We start from the raw sequence: 20,505 nt of genomic DNA, 5'->3' as shown, positions 1-20,505 counted from the left end.
TACCCTAAAGAAATAGAAAATTTAAAAAATAAAATAGAAAATCTGAAAAAAGATATAGAAAATATAGAGCCATATAGAGAAGAAAATACAGATAAGGAAGTATATATTCAGTCAAGTTTGGAGAATGCAGGAGAAAATTCAATAGAAACAGAGAAAAAGTCGGATAAAGAAGCAGTATCAAAATTCACCTCTCTTATTCTTGACGGCAAAAAATATACAGATAAAAGACAAGCAGGAGAATTTTTGATAAGCAAGATAAAAAGTATAAAAAAGACGGATGATTTTAAGTCGGAAGAAGTAAAAATCGGAGAGTACAGAAACTTTGATTTATTTGCATACTATGACAGCTTTTCCAATCAGTATAAATTTAATCTAAAAGGCGAAGAGAATCATTATGGTGAATTTGGAGCGGACGGTATAGGAAATATAACGAGAATGGATAATGTCCTTGATAAAATGCCTGAGAGGCTGGAGCAAACTTTAGGTAAGCTTAGTGATACTGAAAGTCAACTTGAAACCGCAAAACTTGAAATCGAGAAGAAATTTCCTCAGGATGAGCTTTTAAAAGAAAAGACATTAAGGCTTGCTGAGGTAAATAATCTACTGGATATGGGGCAAAAAGAAGCAGTAACAGAGAAAAAAATCCATTACTTGAAGAGGTAAAAGAAGAATTGATTCATTTCTTAAATAAGGAGTATGAGGAAACCCATAGTATAGAGGATTTTGATACTTTGTTTCCTGATTTAAGCGATATAAGGCTTGCTTATACGACTACGCCTGATGAAGAGCATGAAATACAGACAAGCCTTGATTTAATTGATTATAAAATGAATACCTATGTTGATAATACTTTAGTGAACAGCTTTCAGTACACCTATGATCCTCTTGATGCAAGTGATAGAAGTGAGCTTGTGCAGATAAAGGCAAGTATAGGTTTTTGGGATTTTAATGAGCTTATCTATGTGGATGAAGAAAAGTTAAAAGAGGTACTGGGGCTTGAAATCGATGATGATGGGAATTTTTATGATCCGTTAGAAAAAGATACGGACTTGGACGGTGTAGCGGACAGGTACGATGCAGACTTTAGAGATAGCAAGGTACAAAGTATCGGAGATCTGGATAGAAGAGAAAGAAACTCTGTAGTAGAGAAGTTAAACGGGTATAAGGAACAAATCAGTCAAACAGGTGCAAGGGAAAATCAGTTGGAATACTTTGAGGAGGCAAGGTAGGATCCGGATAAAAAATATCATATATAAATATGGGAAGAGAGTATCTTTTAGGGGTACTCTTTTCTCAAATTTAATAGAAAAATAAAGTGTAAAGACAGAAATGGAGGAATTTATGAGCTTAAAAAAAGGGGATATTATTAAAACGGCACTGGGAGAACATACAACGGTGTTGGATGTAAAGGAAGGTCAGGCAGTATTATTTACAGGTGAACAATTTGTCATAGCATCAGGAATTAAAGAAAATAAAGAAAACGGCAAGTTTGAGTGGGTAAACGGAAGATATGCAAATGATTTAAAAAGTATTTCAAATATGCAAAACAACACCTTTGAAAGTATGAAAGAAACTTTATCATTCTTGGCGGAATACAATCATAGTGATTTTATTAAGGGAATAATATCACTGGAAACAGATATAAATAATGAAGACATACTTGATAATGCTTATGACAACTATATGAATGACTCTTATATGGGGTTGATTGATGAAAGGTTTATGGACTTTATTGATGAAGACCTAAAAACAGCGAAAGATATAAAGCAGGAAGAAATAGAAAAAGATGCAGACATTCAGGAAAAAAGCAAAGAAGAAATAAGTGAAAATGAGCAATACCAAACACGGGAAAATACAGTAAAAGAAAATACAAGTCTGAAAGATAATAATGATCAAGAAAAGCAATATGTCAAAGGTAATCTTACCGCTGATGTTGAAATAAAGGATCTAAGGTCAAATGATGGACAGGATTTCAGAGTGGCAAGTTTTTCTATTGCTCAAAATGACGGAATGGGGAATGTAGAGTTTATGAATTGTTTTGCCTATAATGAGCAGGTTCAAGCAGTAAAGGACTTTAAAAAAGGGGATTTTGTTTCACTGTCAGGAAAAGAAAAGCTTAGTACCGGAAAGAATGGAAAGCAATATACAAACTTTAAGGTATATTCCGCCAAGCTGTTAAAAGCCAGAGGACAATCTCAAGATACAAAAGAGAAGCCTTCAACACTTAAAAAACTAAATGATTACAAGGAAAAAACGGATGGCAGATCAAAAGAACCGGGAAATACAAAAAGTGAAAAAGGGGTAGAAAGATAAAAGTGTGGGGATTGGCAGCTTAATAAGCTGCTGTCCCCCGTCTTTTTTTGATTCTCTTTTAAACTTAAAATAAGGATTTGCTAAAAAAGAATAGGGGCGTTATAGTATAAGAAAAATAGGATTATTTAGTAGAAAGGATAAAATGATATGATTGTTATTTTTATAGCCTTAATTATATTATATTTGGGAGTTATCCTGTTTGTAGGAACAACATTTGTAAAAATAAGCTTATTTGCAATGGATAAACTTGCGGTATTTATAGCAAGTTGGTATTATACTCATCATCATTTTTCTGTCAAGTTTTCATCCGGATATGCCGTATATTTTTGGGATATATTAGCGGCAATAGTGGCGGTAGTGCTATATTCTGTCTTATTTAAGTTAATTCATGATAAATTTGGATTGATTGGAAAAATCCTTAATTTTGCTATATCATTCTTCAGCTCTATGACGGTGTATTGTATTTTAGTACATGGATTTATTACAAATGAAAAATCTTATTTCCTACCTCTTTTAAACTATGATTTAGCCAATCAGGTGGTAAACTATATCATAATAACTCAAACTTCCCACACCTTTAAGGTGTAACGCACATTGAAAATTCAATATTTCAGCCAATAAAAAAGGCATAAACCTAAATCTTTGCTATAATGTAGTTATCAGAAAAATTCTAACAAAGGAGATTTATGCCATGTCTATTATAGCACAAAACAGTACTGATGAGGTAGCCTTAATTGATCATATAAAAAAGTTTTTTACAAAATACCAATTAGGTAAACTTTTGAAAAAATGTAACGGCACAAAGGAAAAAGGTGTTCCGGCAATCTCACTTTTGAGATACAAGTTTAGCAACATCTTTGTAGGTAAGAGCATGTATATGCAACAACAAACAGGAACTTTTACCGAAAACTTTTCAAAAAATGCTTTTTATCGTTTCATGAACTCTGTAAAAACTAATTGGCTTCGTCTCACTTCCCTAGTTGCTGCAAATATAGTCAATAACGATATCAGTAAGCTGACATCACCTGATCGAAAAAATGTATTCATAATAGACGACAGTCTTTTTAACCGAACAGGCTGTAAAAAGACCGAACTCAGTTCAAGAGTATTTGACCATGTAAGCATGAGTTATCAAAAGGGTTATCGTATGCTTACTTTATGTTGGAGTGACGGCAATTCTCTTATCCCTGTTAACAGTTGCCTTTTAGCTTCTTCTAAGGAATCAAATATTATTGGTCCCAAAAGATCATTTGACAAAAGAACGATTGCAGGAAAGCGTAGAGAACTTGCTCAAACAAAAGCACCGAAGGCAATGCTTACTCTTCTTGATAATGCAACTAAAGCCGGATTATCTGCTGACTATGTTCTGTTCGACTCTTGGTTTGCCACTCCCACTCAGATAACTGATATCAAGTCAAGAGGAATAGATGCCATTGCAATGATCAAGAAAAGTTCACGCATCAAGTATGAATATTGTGGAAAACAACTTAACATAAAGGAGATTTATTCACAAAACAAAAAGCGTAGAGGTAGATCTAAATATCTACTTTCAGTTGATGTAAAAGTAGGAAAAGAAGAACCTATAGCAGCTAAAATTGTTTGTATAAGGAATAAAGCTAATCGTAAGGATTGGCTTGCCTTTATATGCACTGACACAAGTTTGTGTGAAGAAGAGATCATTCGTATTTACGGAAAAAGATGGCAAATAGAAGTATTTTTCAAAACCTGTAAATCAATGCTTAATCTTATAGGTGAGTGCCACAGCTTATCTTATGATGCACTGACTGCACATACTGCAATTGTTTTTCTTAGGTATATGCTACTTTCAGTTGAGCAAAGACAAAATGAAGACTATCGGACTCTTGGTGAGTTATTCTTTTTTCTTGTGGATGAAATGGCAGATATCACTTTTTATCGCTCACTTGCTATATTAATGACTGCATTGACGGCAAGTCTTTGTGAGACACTTAGGTTAAGTAATGATCAAATATCCGGTTTTATGCTTGATTTTGAATCAAAGCTGCCAAAATATCTGCAAAATGCATTACATCACAAACCTAAAACAGCATAAATCATTATTTTGTTAGCTGAAATATTGAATTTTCAATGTACTAACTCCATTTGGGGTGTGGGAAGTTTGAGATAATAAGTATAATCTCTTTAGTTGTATGGAAAAGAAGAGAAGATTATCTTATAGAAATGGACAAGTGATAAAGAAGCATGCTGTCTTTCCTTGGGTATTTAGGCTTGGAGACTATGAAGAAAAGTCTGCTCTTGTGTCTATCTAATCTGTTATTTATAAAGAAGGAGCTTGCTTTCTACCGACAAATTAGGTATGAGCGACCTCCTTCTTCTTTATTTTTCCAGATGATTGTTAAGGTATATATCCGTATTTTTCTTTGCTTGTTGAAGATTGTGGAGCATGAAGTTTTGATAGGCATATTCTTCCATAAGGCTAAGTTTTTTCTGTTCCAAAACGGCGTATTTATCTGACAGTTCCGGAATGTTTAATGTACAATACCCTGATTTTTCAAGTTCTTTTAAGGCGATTTCATAGGCAACAATCTGTGGCTTGTATTCTTCATAAAAGGCGATATTTTCTTTATCTTCAATATACATGTCATAGATCAACTGATTTTTAGAAAGGGTGTTTTTATTTTCCACTACAGAATATATGGATTTCATTTCCTGTTCAGCTTGCTTTATCCGATCTAATAATTGTTGCCTATCTGAGGCTGCCTTCTTTAATTTTAATTCCAGTTCTTCATAGGTGTTTATGCCATATCTTCTCATTTCATTTAAGGAGGAAGCCATTGTTTTCATGTTGTGCTTGCCTGCCCATACTTCATAACCTTTTGAGGTTTTTACCTTTTCATTGTTCTTTATATTTACAATAGTATCCGGATTTTTATAAGAGAGTTTGTCATAAAGCAGTTCTTTATTATAAATCTGCTGTTTGGTCGGATCTTCAATTCTTTCTTTAATTCGCTCTTTGGTATAATCTTCTCCAAGCACATTTGCCTTTGTTCTTGTAAATCTTCCTGTATCTTTTTTGTCTTTATGGCGGAATGAAAGATACTTTCCAATCTTAATTTCATATCCTAAATCTTCCATTGCTTTTAAAAACTCTTCGTAAGTACCGGACCTTAGAATTGCTTTGTCAATAGCAAGGTGAAGCCTGTTTTTCCAAGAACCGCCTTTCTTAAATTCCATATATTCAATATAGCTTTTACCGTTTGTGGAATATCTGTTCTTGAATTTTTTATAGTTTTCATCAATGACAGATAAACCGTTTTCTTTACAAATCTCATCACTGACAGTTCTGATTTGATGATAACTTCTTTTGTTGCTTTGATACGCCTTACCAGTTACAAAACTTACATTATTAAATATAACATGATTATGAAGATGCCCCTTATCTATATGGGTAGTGAGTACATACTCATACTTTCCTTGAAAGACTTTTTCGCATAGTTCCAGTCCTATTTTGTGTGCCTGCTCTGGTGTGGTTTCTCCGGGAGCGAAAGATTGAATTAAATGCCTTGCCAATATTTTTGCCTTGGAATTACATTCTCTTTTCGTCTGCTCAAATTCAAGATGAGCAAGCTTAGGATTGCAGTTAAAAGAGGAAATAAGGATTTTCTCATCAGTTTTATCAGCATTCATGATGTAGTTTAGGGCTAAGTGCAAAGTTTTTTTTATGGGATGAATCTTTGTAACAGCCATTATATCTCCTCCGTATTTATACTTTCTAAATTTCCAAGGTCATATAGTTTTTTTCGCAGAGAGTAAATATCTTTCCCCTGCTTTTTTAGCAGCTCTTGTATATCAAGGATGTCATCTTTATAGATAGCTGCGGTAGAATTTACTCGTTTTGCAATCTGATTGATGCTACCGGTTATCCTGCCGATACTTGCGGAAAGTTCCCTGAAAACTGTCATATCCAATACGAAGATATCCTTGCCTAAGATGCATTTCATAATAAACTGACGCAAAGTTTTACAACCGGAGAACCTATATTTTTTCTCCAAAACCTTTAGTTCATCATCTGAAAGCATTAAATAAATGCCATGAGTTCTTACTCTGTTTGCCATGTCAAAACCTCCAAATCCTAAAAATAGCAAAAGAAAAAACCTGTAGAATCAAGTACTAAGCTTGACTTACAGGTTTTGCTTTATAGTATATTTCTAAATCAGAAATCTCCTGTAGAGAGATAAAATAGTTATATAAGTTACAAGAGGATTATAACATTTTTGAAAGTAAGCTTCAATGAAAGAAGCAGAAACTTTTTCAAATACTACTTAGGTAATGGAATAAAGTAAGTTACCTTATGCAGGGGTTTGGGGATATTCCCCAACAAGCAAAAATTGACTGAAAGAGTCCGATGCGAAAGTGAGGATTAAGACAATTTTTCGTAAGTGCATATGCACTTACTGTGCTTGCTCTTATGCCGACTTTTTTATAAATGTCCTAAATGAGGTATGAAAATGCCCCATGTATTCCAGGTTCCTTGTCGGCAGTGAGCATTCCACCCTTTTGGAATCCCCGAAGCATCCAGACGGCTTAAATATTTTCTTTAGAAGCCGTCTGTGATGCAAGCATACCAAAGGGCTAACTCACTATCAACAAGTTTCCCTGGCATAAACGGGACATTTTCGTTTATGGCTTATATTTATTAAATTATATTTTTTAAAATGCTTGACAAAAATATTGTACAAATATACAATGAAAATAAAAGGAGAATAGTACTTTGCAAAAGTTGTCTGATAGCGAGTTGAAAATAATGGAAATATTATGGAGAGAGAAAAGTTTTACAGCAAAAGATATAGCTGCAGAACTATCAAATACAATTGGTTGGGACAAAACAACAACTTATACCATGTTAAGAAGATGCGTAAAGAAAAATTTGATTACCAGAAAGGAACCTAATTTTATTTGTGAACCTTCAATTTCAAAAGAACAAGTTAGTTCTTATGAAACAAAGGAATTGATTGATAAAATGTATAATGGAAAGGTGGGTAACTTGGTGGCTTTTTTACTGAACGATATTGATATTGCAGACGAGGAAATTGCTAGAGTAAAAGAAATAATCAATGATCTTGATGAGTGATTGGAGTGTATGAGTGTATGAGTGTATGATTGATTCTATTTTGAGTGTGTCAATTAGTGTTATTATTCCTATCATCGTTGTTGTAATAATTAGGAATTGTGTGGTTTATAGAGTTCCTAAAAAAATATTGAAATTTTTTTGGATAATCATGATATGCCGTTTATTGGTTCCAGTATTTGTGCCACTAGATTTTCTGGGAGCCTTTAATATAAACAGGAGTATTCTAAGGGTAGTACTTAATAATTACTCGGTTGAAATTTCAGAAGATTTCAGCAAAAATATTGGAGGAGATTTTAGTAGTTTAGGATTAGATTCGATTAACATAGAAACTGTTGATTCGATTGAAGATGGAATTAAGCAAAGAGATTATGTATTTGAGGGAAAGAAGATTCTTACTTATGTTTGGTATTTTGGTTTCTTTGTGGTAGCTTTTTTTATATTTATTAGACACATGTTGTTTGTCCGTAAATGTAAAGAAGCTATTCCGATTAGTGTAGATTGTAGAAAAATTAAGAGGGTTTCTGAGTACTTAAATCAGATTGATGTAAAAAGAAAAATCAAGATAAATCAATTTGATGAGGTGTCTATTCCTCTTACTTTTGGGACTATAAAACCTGTTATTATTATCCCAAAAGTGTTTCTCTGTGATGAAAAGTTACTTGAATTTTCATTGTTGCATGAGTTGACACACATTAAGAGATTAGATGTGCTTGTTAAACTATTACTTGCTATTTCAATTTGCATTCATTGGTTTAATCCATTTGTTTGGTTAATGTGTTTTTTTGTAGATAGAGATATTGAGTTGGCATGTGATGAAGAAGTTAGTGATTTTTTGGGAGAAGAAAACAAGAAAGATTATGCTATTTCTCTACTTAATATAACGGCTTTAAATAAAAGTGAGAATTTTCTGACAAGTTCATATGCAAAATTTTTTTTAGAAGAAAGGTGTGTGTCGATTATGAAAAGTAAAAAAAGTACTCTTTTAACACTTATTTTGATATCAGGAGTTGTAATTTTGCCGGTTCAATCATTTGCAGGGGTGAGTTTCAATGAAAAACTGGCATTAGAGGAAAAAGATAGAAGATTAAATAATTCGTATGACTTGAATGAATTGAAAGAGGATTACAGTGAAATGTTAGTTCAAATAGATGAGGGAACTATGGAAAAAAAAAGTTTCACTTGATCGTGGGGAAAGTTGGTTGACAGATGAGGAGGCTAATGTATTACTGATTCAAGGACAGACAGAATCAGAGTATTGGACAGCTGGAGAATTTGAGATATGGCTTCAATCTTTTTTAGATAATAATAATGAGTTGTATGAGGAAGGGAAAATTTCAAAAGAAGAAAAAGAATACAATATAAAGTTTTATTCTGAAATGTTGGAAGAGATTAAAACAGGAGCATTATACACTAAGGATAGTGACTCTGAACAGATGGAATTTAATTTGGATGATTATTTGCAAGGTAAGTCAAAGTAAGTCATAGCTGAGAAGATGTGTTTGGTTAGCATTCTCTTGTATAAATAGTGGTGCTAACCATCACATTAAGGTAGGGTGTCTAGAGTATGAATGTGATGGTTAAAATTTGGAAATGGTACAGGCGTTATGTTAAGGAAATGATTATTGTATTCCTCATATCTATAATTTTGATGTTGACCAGCATAGTCACACCTTTACTAATAAGGTCGCTGATTGATGAAGGACTTTATGGAAAAAAATGGTATGTTATTTTGTACATAGTAGCGTTTCTAATAGTTGTTGAATTGACTGTAAGCTGTTTGACATACTTGCAAGAAAAGATAAGCACAAAGATTAAAAGTAATATAGAGTATTTTCTTAACAATGAAGTGTTTTTACATTCTTTAAAAATAAAATATAAATATTATATAGATTATTCTCTATTAAAGATGTTGAACGATGTTTTGTATGATATAGATGAAATGTTGAATATTTCTGAAGATGGTTTTGTGACTTTGTTTATAACTGTTTTTAGGATGATAGGCGGTAGTGTTGCTTTGTTTTATATGAATTGGAAACTATCAATTTTAGTAATAATGATTATTCCAATAAAAGTTTTTTTAAATTATCAATTTAAAAAAAGTACATATAAATGCAGTTTAGAACTAAAGAAAAATAATGAAAATTATAATTTTTGGTTTGAAGATGTAACTAAAGGCGATGTTGATATAAGATTATGGAATTTAAAAGATATAATATTAGGCGAATATAAAAAATTAAATAAAGACAATATTTTTACTTTTAGAAAAAAAAGGTTACTATACAAGAAGTATAATTGTACCATAAATTGTGTTGAAAAGTCTGCAATTTATTTGATTTATATAATTGCTGCTCATAGTATGTTAAGTGGAAGAATGTCGGTTGGAGAAATAATATCTTTTGTAGGCTTTTCTTCGTATTTACTATCTCCTGTGGATGTGCTTTTGCATTTTACTATGCTGTTAAAAGATGTGGAACCTTTTATGGAAAGTTATCAAAAATTTATGAATTATGATTTAGAAGATACAGTAAAGGACAAAGCCATAGAAATAATAGATGAAATAGTTAAAATAAAGTTTGAAAATGTGAGTTTTAGTTTAGAAGAATTTAATATATTAGATAACTTAAGTTTTGAAATAGAAAAGGGAGATAAAGTAGCGTTTATAGGAGAAAATGGAAGTGGAAAAACAAGTTGTTTAAACTTGATAACGAGATTATACGAAAAAAGTGATGGCAAAATATTTGTAAATGATATAGATATTGCAAAGATAGATATTGAAAACTATAGAAATGCAATAGGTGTGGTTTGTCAGAATATCTATTTATTTAATAAGACAGTTATTGAAAATATAATATTGGACTCAAAAAGTGACTCTGATGTTCAGATTGGTTTTTTTAAAGATAATAATATATTCAAATTTGTACATAGACTACCTGACACATGGAGTACACAAGTGGGAAGTTCTGGAAGTAGGTTATCTGGAGGCGAAAAACAGAAAATAGCACTTGGAAGAGTAATTAATAAAAATCCGTCGTTAGTTATTTTAGATGAGCCAACTTCTGCTTATGATGAAGAATCAATGGATGACTTTAATAGATGGATATCTAAAGAATTTAACGATAAAATAGTTATAATTGTAACTCATGATAAAAAAGTCTTAGATTTTGTCAATAAAATTTTTGAATTTAAAGATGGTAAAATTAAAACATATAATAAGTTTAAGAAGAGGTAAACTGTATGAGTGCGAATTTATGTTTTAAATGTATAAAAACACCAAAAGGGTATTATATTTATGACAGATACTCTGGAGATATAATTACTGTAAGTGATCATGATTACAGACATTTTAAAAGTTATGAAGAAGGAAAAATTGAAGAGGTAAGTAAAAAAGTTTTAGACAAATATCAAAAAAATGGATTAATATTGCCTCATGAAATAAAAGAAATAAAACATCCAGACTCTGACTATGTTCAATATCTTTTGGATAGAAGATTATCACAGCTTATATTACAAGTTACTCAACAGTGTAACCTAAGATGTTCATATTGTGTATATGGTGGGTTATATACCAATAGAGTGCATAATGATAGAAAAATGACTGAAGAATTAGCCAAAAGAAGTATAGACTTTTTCTTGGAACATTCAATAGATACCGACCATTTAGTTGTATCTTTTTATGGTGGAGAACCATTATTAAATATGAAGTTACTTGAATTTTGTGTTGATTATATCAGTAAGAATGTTGATGGGAAGAAGGTTATATATACAATAACAACCAATGGGACATTATTGAATAAACGAATTATGGATTTTTTATCAAGCAATAGATTTTATACCATGATTAGTTTGGATGGAGCTAAAGAAGAACACGATTTGAACAGAAAGTTTAAGTCCGGAGAAGGATCGTTTGACATAATCATGAAAAACATAAATATGTTCAAGGAAAATTATCCAGAATATGTAAAAGAATTTTTACAAATAAATGCTGTGATTAGCCCTAAAACGAAAAGTAAGTGCGTAGAGGAATTTTTTAATACAGAAGATTTCCTTGAAGATAATCAAATTAATTTTTCACCATTGACATTGACAGGGTTGAAGGAAGAAATAGACATAAAAAGTGATTATATATCTAAGCGTGAATATGAGTATTTAAAGCTTTTGATGTTTATGTTAGGTAAAATACCAAAGACAAGTGTTAGTAAATTAGTAATTGAATCTCAGAAAGAGGTGAAGAGATTGTATAAACAATTGAAAGAACATAGAATAGTTGCGACTATTAATCATCATTCAGGTCCTTGTGTACCTGGGAATTCAAGATTATTTATTAATACATTTGGAGATTTTTATCCTTGTGAAAGAGTTCCAGAAATAGAGTGTTCATGTATTGGAAATATAAACGATGGGTTTTATATAGAAAAGGTAAGGCAACACCTTAATATTGGCAAACTAACAGAAGAAGAGTGTAAAAAGTGTTGGGCTATAAACTTGTGTAGTGTTTGTATTAATCAGGTTGATTGTGCATCTGGATGTTTTACAAAATCTGAGAAGTTATCTTTATGCTCCTCAAATAAGAGGTTAGCTTTAAGAGATTTACATGAATTAATAGCTATTTGTGAGTTTGGATATAATATAGGTACGGAGGATTACTAAGTATGAAGAAAATCATGTTATTTCCGTATAACAAGGATGCAGTCACTTTACTGAATAATTTTAGGGGGAGTAAAGACTATGAGATAGCTGTGATTTGTTCGTTTAAAGAAGATATAGCAGCAATGACAAAAGAACTTGAATCAAAAAGAATTCTTTTGTCAAACGATTTTGAAAAATATGCAAAAGAAGTTGATGTTGTGGTATTTTGTGAAAATGTATCCAAGATGGATCCGCTAGCATATTTGAAAAAGATAGAATATTTGTGTCTTATTAATAAAGAGTTTTTTCTGAGTAATGGTTTATATAATGAAATTAAGTTAGAGTGTATGGACGATTTACAAAAAGATTTGCTGGATAGATCAGTTATTATAGAAAATCCATATGATAAAGAATTGAAAGAGAAAAGACATACGCTATATCCTATTAATACTCCTGTTGTTTGTATAATGGGTTTTGGAGAAAACTGTAATAAGTTTCAAACACACTTGGAATTGTATGAGAAGTTTTTTGATAAGGGATATAGGTGTTTTAATATATTTTCCAATTATTTAGGAAAGATTACTGGCGGAGAATTATATCCTAAATTTATATTTGAAAAAAACATGAGTTTATTTACAAAAATACAGAAGTTTAACATGTATATTTATGATGTTGAAACCAAAGAAAAACCGGATGTAATTATATTGAGTGTACCGTACGGGATAATGCCAGCAAATATGTTTATAAGCAATAATTTTGGTGAGTTTGCATATATAGTTTCTTCTGCATTACAAGTTGATGTAGGGATATTATGTATTGATTTCCTTTCTGAACTTAATGAAGTTTACTGTGATGAATTAAGAAAAATGTTGAGATATAAGTTTTCTGTTCCTCTAGATGTGATTTGTGTTTCTGATGTAAAAAAAAGGTTTATAAGAGAAGAGAACTCATATATAAACTATTTTCTAAATAGGAACTCAGATGTTAGTTGTGAATTTGATAATTGTGATGGAATAGAGGTATTTAGCAATTTGAATGAAAACTGTGAAATTAAAAATAGATGTTTGAATAGCGTGATTTCAAAATTAGAAGAAAATATCAAGGTTTTTTAATGGAGTTACTTATGAATGATACGATAAAATATATTTCAGATGTAATAGAAAAAATTTCTGGAATAAAAAATATTGATAAAGATATAAATTTATTGGGTCCTGAAAGTAAGGTAGCATCATATTTGTTCATATATGTTTTCAACGAGTTTGAAGAAAAATATGGCAAAAAAGTATATGATGTATTTAAAAATAATGATTATACGGTTTTTACAATAGAGAATATTGCTTGCGAGTTAGACAAAATAGGAACTATTTGATGATATTTACATTTTACATGTAGATATATATCTTTGATAATTCTTTTGAATTATTGAAGAAATACAAGAGAAAGGAGGTGCTGGCTATGTTGAAAAAGAAATTTAATTCTACCAAGAATACAGTAGAGTCATTTGGGAATGTAGTACCTTTTGCAAATTGTGGTTGTGATCCTGTTTGCAATTGTTCTTGCCAAAGTGATTGGAAAAAATCTTCATCAAGAAAGATAAGCACTAAAAATGGTGACTACGCAGCAAGAGCTAAAGTACAGAAGTGGTAGTATGAGTTGAAAAGTGGCACAAATGGAGAACACTCTGCATTATTGACGAATTGTTGAATGAGGTAGAGTGTTCTCTTATTATAAACAACGAAAATATTAAGAGGTTTTATATGAAAACTATATTGATAATAGATGATATTATAAATACCAAGTATTTAAAAAACAAGTATATAGATATATTTTTTTTAGATTCTTCCAGTAAAGAAATAAAAGAATTCTCAGATGAAATATTTGGATGTACGCATTCCACAATAATTGCACAGATATTAGAGAGAAATGTAAAAGAAAAAATCAAAATAATAAATATAGCTTTGAAAAAAGATATTGAAAGAAGAATAGACATAGAAGATTTATCAAAGGCTTTAGAAAAAGGATTAGATTACAATGTTGATGTAATAAATTTGAGCATTGGAAGTAGGAAGTTATCCGATATAAAGTATTTAGAAAAAGTTATAAAAAAAATAAATGATAAAAGAATACCTATAATATGTTCTATAAGTAATAGTATGGATATGACAATTCCAGGTTCGTTGGAAGGGTGTATTGGTGTTGTAAATGATTTTGATAATATTTATCCATCAAAAAAAATATTTAAAGTAGAAAAAAATGTTTTAGGAATAGACTACTTAGTTAATTCTTCACAACTATTAAAAAATAAATTTTATGAATCAAGCAATAGTTATAGTGCAGCCTTTATTAGTGCAGCATACTTGAATCCTCAATTATTTGAAAATAAAAATATAAATCCAATTAGTTTGAAGATAAATAAAGAAAGAAATAATGTAACTAAAATATTTTTTATAAATTTTGATGAGTATTTATATATAATTGATCTTTTTATTAAAAAATATAATATAGAAGCGATTGGTATACGACTTGATATTCATGAGATATTACTGTTTTCTGTAAATGAAATAAAATACTATAGTACAGAGGATATTGAAGATGTAATTAATATGGTCATGTGTGATGTTGTACTAATATTCAGTGGTGAAAACAGACTGAAATTAAGTAGTAATGATTTGATTGTAATTAAAAATAGAGATAATATTATTTTCAAGAATTGTGATGGTACTATTAAAAATACAAAAGAAAATTTACAGAAAATGGTCGAATTAATCATTAGCAAAATATAGTTTTTATCTAAATCAAGCAAAGAGGTTATTGAAGAATTTTTATATACTATGTATGCTTTTGTTAGTATTGTCTTAGAAATTCAGATGTAGTTTGTAAAAAAGTAATAAAAAAATTATTATAATCCCAGGATGGCTTTGCATGTCAAAATGCAGAAGTCCTCCTTTTTTATTTTCAAAACTTTTAACAGTTAGAAAACATTAAAGGAGGACTGCATTATGGCAGAGAAATACATTTATTTTGTAAGCGCCCAATAACATGATGCCTTATATTTCATTAAAATAAATGAGATAATAAATCAAATAAAAAAGTGCTCCAATAAAGAGCACCATAGTTTATTTGTTTATTGCTTACATTCTTCCTTTACATCCGGTGACCAGGGCATTAAATCTTCTAAAAGTTCAGGTTCGGACTGCCACTGTGTATCCGGCATATACATGAGAAGATATTGTAAGTAGGTATAGACATTCAAGCCGTTTCCCTTTGCTGTCTCTACAATACTATAGACAGCTGCACTTGCAGATGCTCCTTTGGGAGTGTCTGCAAAAAGCCAATTCTTGCGACCTACTGTAAACGGACGAATTGCATTCTCGGCAGCATTATTGGAAATAGAACATCTTCCATCAAGCAGATAATTCTCCATATATGGACGCTGGTTATTAGCATAAACAAGAACTTTTCCAAGTGCAGAGCCTTTTAATGCCGTTATGGAATCAATCCAACACCAAAAAGCCTCAAGAACAGGTTTTTCCAACTCCGGGCGCTTACTATATCGTTCTTCAGATGTTAAGTTTTTAAGGCTGTCTTCAATGTGAAACAGCTGATCACAGTAATTCCTTCCGATTTCAGCAAGGGTGAGTGGTGCATCCAGTGAACTCTTAGATGGAATCGCTTCTATAAACTTTCTTCTAAGGTGAGCCCAGCGCCCACATCTGATCATATCAGAAAGTTTATTATAACCGGAGTATCCATCAGAGTGAAAGTATTCTTTGAAACCTTTCAGGAATTCCACTGCATGATTACCATTTCTTGAAGGCTGATAATCATAAAGAATTATGGATGGCTTGTCGTCATTTCCGGTTCTATATAGCCACATATAAGACTTTGTCTGTGGTGCCTTGTCTTTTTCTTTAAGCACCTGAACAACTGTCTCATCGCAATGCACTATATCACGCTCAAGGAGCTTTTTGTGCAGATGAGATACTAGTATAATATCTTTTTAATAACTCGACTATGTTTAGAACCTGTGCTATAATGTACTTATAAAGATTTTGGAGGGCATTTACATGGGCAAAAGAGCATCATCAATCGAACTTAGCAATGAAGAAAGAGAATATCTGGAACTTCAAGCTCGTGCCAGAACAATTCAGGCTCAAACAGTTACAAGAGCACGAATTCTATTATTACGTGCGGATTCCGTATCAATAGATGCGATTGCTGATAAAGTGGGGCTCAACCGCTGTAGCGTCATGCTTTGCCTAAAAAAGTTTAAAGAAGGCGGCATTGAAAATGCACTCTTTGATGCCCCCGGTCGTGGCAGGAACGCTGAGATTACAGACGAAGAAAAAGCCTGGATCATTAACATTGCCTGCCAAAAGCCAATTGATTTTGGATATGCTGCTGAAACCTGGACGTATGCAAAGCTAACCTCACATATCAATAAAACTGCTGAAGCAGCCGGATACACAAGACTTTCCACCATTCATAAAAGTACAGTACATACAATTCTTGACGAGGCAGATATAAAGCCACATAAAATAACTTATTATTGCGAGAACAGGGATTCTGATTTTGATTACAAAATGCATAATGTCCTGCTTGTGTATAAGCAGCTTGAAATGCAGTTTGATGAATCCGGAAAACTCATTATATCTGAAGATACACCTATACATGTGCTGTCTTATGATGAAAAGCCGGGAATACAGGCTATTGCAACAACATCAGATGATTTAATGCCGGACGAAAAGCATCCGACAATCAATAGAGATTATGAATATAAACGTTTGGGGACTCTTTCATTATTAGCTGCAATTGATCTTCAAACAGGAGAAGCGATTCCTCTTGTAAGAGACAAGCACAGAAGCACGGAATACATTGAATTTTTGAAGCTGTTAGATGATAAGTACCCAAAGGGAGACAAGATTCGCATCGTACTCGATAATCTTAAAGTTCATACATCAGAGGCGACCAGAAAATACCTAGCAACTGTACCGGGAAGATTCGAATTTGTATTCACTCCCAAACATGGATCATGGCTCAATATGGTTGAAGGTTTCTTTAGCAAGATGACCCGTCAGATGCTCAGAGGTATCCGTGTTAAATCTAAGGAGGAACTTACCAATCGTATCTACAGATATTTTGCAGAAATAAACGAAGAGCCGATTGTGTTCCATTGGAAATATAATCTCGATGATATTGATGTATCGGAAGAAATCATTGTTGATACACTGCCTGTCAAAAAGTTGAGTTAATTAAAGGATGAAATACTAGGTGTCCAAGAGCATGCAGTTTTGAAAGAAATTGTCGATTTCAGCCTGTGTTAAGTAGAGGGCATCAAGATTGCTAAAGCCAACCATTTTTTTGATTTTTTCATTAAGGGATTGGTTTCTTGAGATATTTATATATGTATTATCACCTTTATTTACCACCCTAAAATCACGCATAAAGTTAATCAAGTCATAAGAGTTTATTTTATTCTTGAAACACTTGATTTCTAATACTCTTAAAAGAAACAAGCTAAGGTAGCATATCAAAAAATGACCATAGATTGTTTCTTTTTTCTGTAAATAAATAGGTCTTGCATCAAGGTATGATTTTGTGAGCCTAAAAGATTCTTCTATTTTCCATAGGCTATGGTATGTCTCATATACCTGTAACGGTTCCATATCCACCTCAGATGTTACTAAAAGATTATATCCTGCATATTTAAGATCTTCATCAATCTTAGATTGATTTAAGGCCACTATAGGTTTTATGTTCTTACCTGTACTATCTTTATTTATGACATTTATATATTTAGCACAATCACCCAGTGTTGGACAGATGTAATGGAACTCCAATTCATACTATTGCACAAATATACGATATAAGTCCTTCTACAGTGCAACTATGCATCAAAAAATATATGGATGGCGGAATCCAAAGTGCATTATTTGACGCTCAGCGTCAAGGTCGTCCTGTTGAGATCATGAATGACGCTGTTGCTTGGATAATAGATATTGTTTGTCAGCGTTCCACTAATTTTGGTTATGCACAGGAGCTATGGACACTTAAGAATCTACATCAGCATATTCAGACTCATGCAGTCGAGGCAGGTTACCCACGTTTGAAAACAATAACAAAACCCATGGTTCAAAAAATACTAAAAAACTCTGATATAAAGTAGCACAAAATAAAGTATTACTGTGAAAAACGTGATCCTGAGTTTGGGTCCAAGATGCATGATGTACTGTTGGTGTATAAACAGGTGAGCATGCAGTTCGATGAAAACGGTCAGTTTATAATCCCAGTAGATGAACCGATGGTACATACAGTATCCTATGACGAAAAGCCAGGAATACAGGATATTGCCACTACAGGAGATGATCTTCACTCTATGGTCGAAAACGGTTATGTGATGCGAGATGCTGAATATAAGTGTCTCGGAACCTTATCACTCCTCGCCGGAATAGATTTGCTAACAGGTGAAGCAATCCCTTATGTTAGCACAACACATAAAAGTTCTGATTTTATAGAACCACTTAAAAGTTTGATGATCGTTATACTGAAGGAGATATCATCCGCATAGTATGTGACAACCATTCAACACATAAATCAAAGGAGACAAGGAACTACCTTGCTACTCGCCCCGAAGGAAGATTTGTATTTGTGTTTACGCCTAAGCCTAAGCCTAAGCATGGGTCTTGGCTTAACATGATAGAAAGCTTCTTTAGCAAGATGACGAAACAGATGCTCAAAGGTATCAGGGTAGAATCAAAGGAAGAGTTGGAGCGTCGCATCTACCTTTACTTCGATGAAGTCAATCGAGAACCGGTCGTTTATCGTTGGTTATACAAAATAGATGAAATCAGCGTTGTCGAAGCAACTGAAGCAGGAGCTAAAGGCAATGAGGTTTGTAACAGTTAATAATTATTCAATATACTAGAGCAGTAGATATTGCAATACTACTATAATTCACTTTAAATAACAAAGTATTTGAGTGTATTTCGTCACCATGGTATAATTAACCTATCGGAGGTGCTAATAATGCCTAATACAATCAAAACTATTTTCTTAACAGACGACGATAAGACTTATTTAAATAAATTACTGGCTCAAAGTACATTGGAAATTCGCATTTATCAACGTGCCAAGATACTATTACTCAAATCAGCGGGTATATCTAACATGGATATTGCAGGAAAATTGGATATTGGAATTGGTGTAGTTCAACGCTGCCTTAACAAATTTAAAGACCATGGTGTTGAATCCGCCTTGCATGATAGCAAAGGTCGTGGAAGAAAAGCGGAAATCACGGATGACGATATCACTTGGGTTATAAATAAAGCTTGTCAGAAACCAAAGGAATATGGCTACTCTGCTGAATTCTGGTATCCTATGAGTTTCAGGAAATTCATTAACTCAATAGCAGAAGAACAAGGACATCCACGTATGGCAACGGTAGCAGAGACCACACTTCGAAAAATTTTAAGTAATGCAAGAATTAAACAGTTTCGTGTGTCGTATTATTGCGAAAAGCGAGATCCGGAGTTTGACACTAAGATGCATGATGTTCTTGTTGTCTATAAACAGGTTCAAATGCAGTTTGATGAGGAAGGGAAACTTATTCCTTTTGAGAATGATACAATGCATACTCTGTCTTATGATGAAAAACCCGGAATACAGGCAATAGCCGGAACAAGTGAAGACCGTTCTCCAATCCCCAATTCAGATAAAAACAACAGTTATCAACGGGATTATGAATATGTAAGGTTAGGCACACTTTCTCTACTTGCAGCAATTGATTTAGTTTCAGGTGAAGCGATTCCACTGATAAGTGATACACATAAAAGTTCAGACTTTATACTTTTTTTACAGAAGCTTGATGAAAAGTATCCAAAAGGTGACACTATTCGTATTATATTAGATAATCACTCTGCTCACACTTCAAAAGAGACACAAGAATATTTGAATACAATACCTAAACGATTTGAGTTTGTATTTACGCCTAAACATGGTTCGTGGTTGAATATGATTGAAGGATTCTTTAGCAAAATGACAAAACAGATGTTATGTGGAATTCGTGTTGAAACGAAGAAAGAACTCAAAGAGAGAATATATAGATACTTTGATGAAATTAACAAAGAACCGGTGCCTTACAAATGGACATACAAAATGGATAGCATTGATCTTGCCAAAGAAGATATTGATAGCATAGTTTATGAAGTAGTAAATGCGAAAGCTGCTTCAGCAGAAAACAAAAACAAAAAAGCATCAAAACCATTTTCACGAAAGAGAAGAACTATTTCCAATTAGGCTTCTTATGCAGATTTGAAATAGGCTTCTAATTTGCGTGAGTTATACTACATAAAAAGTCTGAAAAATTTATAAAATAACATTGTTGCTATTGTTAGAGTATGCTATAATACACTACAAGAGTAGTTTGTTATATATAATTAAGAGAGAATATAGGGTTG

19 protein-coding genes and 4 pseudogenes are annotated in these 20,505 nt (G+C 32.3%); 19 read left to right on the top strand and 4 right to left on the bottom strand.

Annotation, left to right across the window (positions count from 1 at the left end):
• From J4O15_RS16585 to J4O15_RS14680, 4 genes and pseudogenes are all read left to right on the top strand, one after another.
• Positions 1-1,229 (top strand): annotated as a pseudogene (locus tag J4O15_RS16585) (helicase); the annotation flags it as partial.
• A gap of 112 nt (positions 1,230-1,341) precedes the next feature.
• Positions 1,342-2,313 (top strand): single-stranded DNA-binding protein, encoded by a 972-nt coding sequence (locus J4O15_RS14690; protein ID WP_208101293.1) that lies wholly within the window; start codon positions 1,342-1,344, stop codon positions 2,311-2,313.
• A gap of 147 nt (positions 2,314-2,460) precedes the next feature.
• On the top strand, positions 2,461-2,901 hold the full coding sequence (locus tag J4O15_RS14685; RefSeq protein WP_208101292.1) for a conjugal transfer protein: 441 nt from the start codon (positions 2,461-2,463) through the stop codon (positions 2,899-2,901).
• A gap of 103 nt (positions 2,902-3,004) precedes the next feature.
• A complete protein-coding gene (locus J4O15_RS14680) occupies positions 3,005-4,384 on the top strand; it encodes an IS4 family transposase (RefSeq protein ID WP_208101291.1) in 1,380 nt (459 codons plus the stop codon).
• A 284-nt stretch (positions 4,385-4,668) separates the two neighbouring features.
• Here the strand turns inward: J4O15_RS14680 and J4O15_RS14675 are convergent, their stop codons facing one another.
• Entirely contained in the window at positions 4,669-6,039 is a 1,371-nt protein-coding gene (locus tag J4O15_RS14675) for a relaxase/mobilization nuclease domain-containing protein (RefSeq protein ID WP_208101290.1), read from the bottom strand.
• Entirely contained in the window at positions 6,039-6,407 is a 369-nt protein-coding gene (locus J4O15_RS14670; RefSeq protein ID WP_208101289.1) for a plasmid mobilization protein, read from the bottom strand. The genes J4O15_RS14675 and J4O15_RS14670 overlap by 1 nt, the downstream gene beginning before the upstream one ends.
• 656 nt (positions 6,408-7,063) lie before the next feature.
• Between J4O15_RS14670 and J4O15_RS14665 the strand changes: the two genes are divergently transcribed.
• The 9 genes from J4O15_RS14665 (at position 7,064) to J4O15_RS14625 (ending at position 14,832) form a co-directional block, all read left to right on the top strand.
• Positions 7,064-7,423: a BlaI/MecI/CopY family transcriptional regulator gene (locus J4O15_RS14665; protein ID WP_243762086.1), complete on the top strand. Its 360-nt coding sequence runs from the start codon at positions 7,064-7,066 to the stop codon at positions 7,421-7,423.
• A gap of 25 nt (positions 7,424-7,448) precedes the next feature.
• Complete coding sequence (locus J4O15_RS14660; RefSeq protein ID WP_208101288.1) at positions 7,449-8,606, top strand: M56 family metallopeptidase; 1,158 nt, start codon at positions 7,449-7,451, stop codon at positions 8,604-8,606.
• On the top strand, positions 8,572-8,901 hold the full coding sequence (locus J4O15_RS14655; protein ID WP_208101287.1) for a hypothetical protein: 330 nt from the start codon (positions 8,572-8,574) through the stop codon (positions 8,899-8,901). The genes J4O15_RS14660 and J4O15_RS14655 overlap by 35 nt, the downstream gene beginning before the upstream one ends.
• Before the next feature lie 86 nt (positions 8,902-8,987).
• The gene (locus tag J4O15_RS14650) at positions 8,988-10,652 is read left to right on the top strand and encodes an ABC transporter ATP-binding protein (protein ID WP_208101286.1); all 1,665 of its coding nucleotides are present in this window, start codon (positions 8,988-8,990) and stop codon (positions 10,650-10,652) included.
• 5 nt (positions 10,653-10,657) lie between these two features.
• Positions 10,658-12,070: a Cys-rich peptide radical SAM maturase CcpM gene (ccpM, locus tag J4O15_RS14645; protein WP_208101285.1), complete on the top strand. Its 1,413-nt coding sequence runs from the start codon at positions 10,658-10,660 to the stop codon at positions 12,068-12,070.
• A 2-nt stretch (positions 12,071-12,072) separates the two neighbouring features.
• Positions 12,073-13,161 (top strand): TIGR04066 family peptide maturation system protein, encoded by a 1,089-nt coding sequence (locus J4O15_RS14640; protein ID WP_208101284.1) that lies wholly within the window; start codon positions 12,073-12,075, stop codon positions 13,159-13,161.
• Between the two features lie 11 nt (positions 13,162-13,172).
• Positions 13,173-13,418, top strand: coding sequence for a hypothetical protein (locus J4O15_RS14635; protein ID WP_208101283.1), 246 nt, complete (start codon positions 13,173-13,175; stop codon positions 13,416-13,418).
• Between the two features lie 86 nt (positions 13,419-13,504).
• On the top strand, positions 13,505-13,696 hold the full coding sequence (locus J4O15_RS14630) for a hypothetical protein (protein ID WP_208101282.1): 192 nt from the start codon (positions 13,505-13,507) through the stop codon (positions 13,694-13,696).
• Positions 13,697-13,806: 110 nt separating this feature from the next.
• Complete coding sequence (locus J4O15_RS14625) at positions 13,807-14,832, top strand: hypothetical protein (protein WP_208101281.1); 1,026 nt, start codon at positions 13,807-13,809, stop codon at positions 14,830-14,832.
• 341 nt (positions 14,833-15,173) lie between these two features.
• On the opposite strand, the pseudogene tnpC reads toward J4O15_RS14625, so the two are convergent.
• A pseudogene (gene tnpC, locus J4O15_RS14620) lies at positions 15,174-16,037 on the bottom strand (IS66 family transposase); the annotation flags it as partial.
• A gap of 79 nt (positions 16,038-16,116) precedes the next feature.
• Between tnpC and J4O15_RS14615 the strand changes: the two are divergent.
• Positions 16,117-17,301: an IS630 family transposase gene (locus J4O15_RS14615; protein ID WP_208101280.1), complete on the top strand. Its 1,185-nt coding sequence runs from the start codon at positions 16,117-16,119 to the stop codon at positions 17,299-17,301.
• A gap of 15 nt (positions 17,302-17,316) precedes the next feature.
• On the opposite strand, the pseudogene J4O15_RS14610 reads toward J4O15_RS14615, so the two are convergent.
• Positions 17,317-17,862 (bottom strand): annotated as a pseudogene (locus tag J4O15_RS14610) (IS1634 family transposase); the annotation flags it as partial.
• A 92-nt stretch (positions 17,863-17,954) separates the two neighbouring features.
• Between J4O15_RS14610 and J4O15_RS16580 the strand changes: the two are divergent.
• The 5 genes and pseudogenes from J4O15_RS16580 (at position 17,955) to J4O15_RS14600 (ending at position 20,344) form a co-directional block, all read left to right on the top strand.
• Complete coding sequence (locus J4O15_RS16580) at positions 17,955-18,215, top strand: hypothetical protein (protein WP_330638853.1); 261 nt, start codon at positions 17,955-17,957, stop codon at positions 18,213-18,215.
• Between the two features lie 81 nt (positions 18,216-18,296).
• Positions 18,297-18,617 (top strand): hypothetical protein, encoded by a 321-nt coding sequence (locus tag J4O15_RS16575; RefSeq protein WP_330638852.1) that lies wholly within the window; start codon positions 18,297-18,299, stop codon positions 18,615-18,617.
• Positions 18,605-18,757: pseudogene (locus J4O15_RS16570) on the top strand (transposase); the annotation flags it as partial. The gene J4O15_RS16575 and the pseudogene J4O15_RS16570, both read left to right, overlap by 13 nt.
• 9 nt (positions 18,758-18,766) lie before the next feature.
• The gene (locus J4O15_RS16565; RefSeq protein ID WP_330638851.1) at positions 18,767-18,955 is read left to right on the top strand and encodes a hypothetical protein; all 189 of its coding nucleotides are present in this window, start codon (positions 18,767-18,769) and stop codon (positions 18,953-18,955) included.
• Positions 18,956-19,075: 120 nt separating this feature from the next.
• Positions 19,076-20,344: an IS630 family transposase gene (locus tag J4O15_RS14600; protein ID WP_208101279.1), complete on the top strand. Its 1,269-nt coding sequence runs from the start codon at positions 19,076-19,078 to the stop codon at positions 20,342-20,344.
• The last annotated feature ends 161 nt before the right edge of the window (positions 20,345-20,505 follow it).

The sequence above is a fragment of the Lachnoanaerobaculum sp. Marseille-Q4761 genome (genome assembly GCF_017565785.1).
Taxonomy (GTDB): Bacteria; Bacillota; Clostridia; order Lachnospirales; family Lachnospiraceae; genus Lachnoanaerobaculum.
The sequence above is the reverse complement of the archived record's forward strand: the minus strand, read 5'-3'. Positions and strand labels throughout refer to the sequence as shown.

Excerpts from the sequence above, each read along its gene's own strand:
- J4O15_RS14690 (WP_208101293.1), top strand. The coding sequence starts at position 1,342 with ATGAGCTTAAAAAAAGGGGATATTATTAAAACGGCACTGGGAGAACAT.
- J4O15_RS14685 (WP_208101292.1), top strand. The coding sequence starts at position 2,461 with ATGATTGTTATTTTTATAGCCTTAATTATATTATATTTGGGAGTTATC.
- J4O15_RS14680 (WP_208101291.1), top strand. The coding sequence starts at position 3,005 with ATGTCTATTATAGCACAAAACAGTACTGATGAGGTAGCCTTAATTGAT.
- J4O15_RS14675 (WP_208101290.1), bottom strand. The coding sequence starts at position 6,039 with ATGGCTGTTACAAAGATTCATCCCATAAAAAAAACTTTGCACTTAGCC.
- J4O15_RS14670 (WP_208101289.1), bottom strand. The coding sequence starts at position 6,407 with ATGGCAAACAGAGTAAGAACTCATGGCATTTATTTAATGCTTTCAGAT.
- J4O15_RS14660 (WP_208101288.1), top strand. The coding sequence starts at position 7,449 with ATGATTGATTCTATTTTGAGTGTGTCAATTAGTGTTATTATTCCTATC.
- J4O15_RS14655 (WP_208101287.1), top strand. The coding sequence starts at position 8,572 with ATGAGGGAACTATGGAAAAAAAAAGTTTCACTTGATCGTGGGGAAAGT.
- J4O15_RS14650 (WP_208101286.1), top strand. The coding sequence starts at position 8,988 with ATGAATGTGATGGTTAAAATTTGGAAATGGTACAGGCGTTATGTTAAG.
- ccpM (WP_208101285.1), top strand. The coding sequence starts at position 10,658 with ATGAGTGCGAATTTATGTTTTAAATGTATAAAAACACCAAAAGGGTAT.
- J4O15_RS14640 (WP_208101284.1), top strand. The coding sequence starts at position 12,073 with ATGAAGAAAATCATGTTATTTCCGTATAACAAGGATGCAGTCACTTTA.
- J4O15_RS14635 (WP_208101283.1), top strand. The coding sequence starts at position 13,173 with ATGAATGATACGATAAAATATATTTCAGATGTAATAGAAAAAATTTCT.
- J4O15_RS14630 (WP_208101282.1), top strand. The coding sequence starts at position 13,505 with ATGTTGAAAAAGAAATTTAATTCTACCAAGAATACAGTAGAGTCATTT.
- J4O15_RS14625 (WP_208101281.1), top strand. The coding sequence starts at position 13,807 with ATGAAAACTATATTGATAATAGATGATATTATAAATACCAAGTATTTA.
- J4O15_RS14615 (WP_208101280.1), top strand. The coding sequence starts at position 16,117 with ATGGGCAAAAGAGCATCATCAATCGAACTTAGCAATGAAGAAAGAGAA.
- J4O15_RS16580 (WP_330638853.1), top strand. The coding sequence starts at position 17,955 with ATGGATGGCGGAATCCAAAGTGCATTATTTGACGCTCAGCGTCAAGGT.
- J4O15_RS16565 (WP_330638851.1), top strand. The coding sequence starts at position 18,767 with ATGACGAAACAGATGCTCAAAGGTATCAGGGTAGAATCAAAGGAAGAG.
- J4O15_RS14600 (WP_208101279.1), top strand. The coding sequence starts at position 19,076 with ATGCCTAATACAATCAAAACTATTTTCTTAACAGACGACGATAAGACT.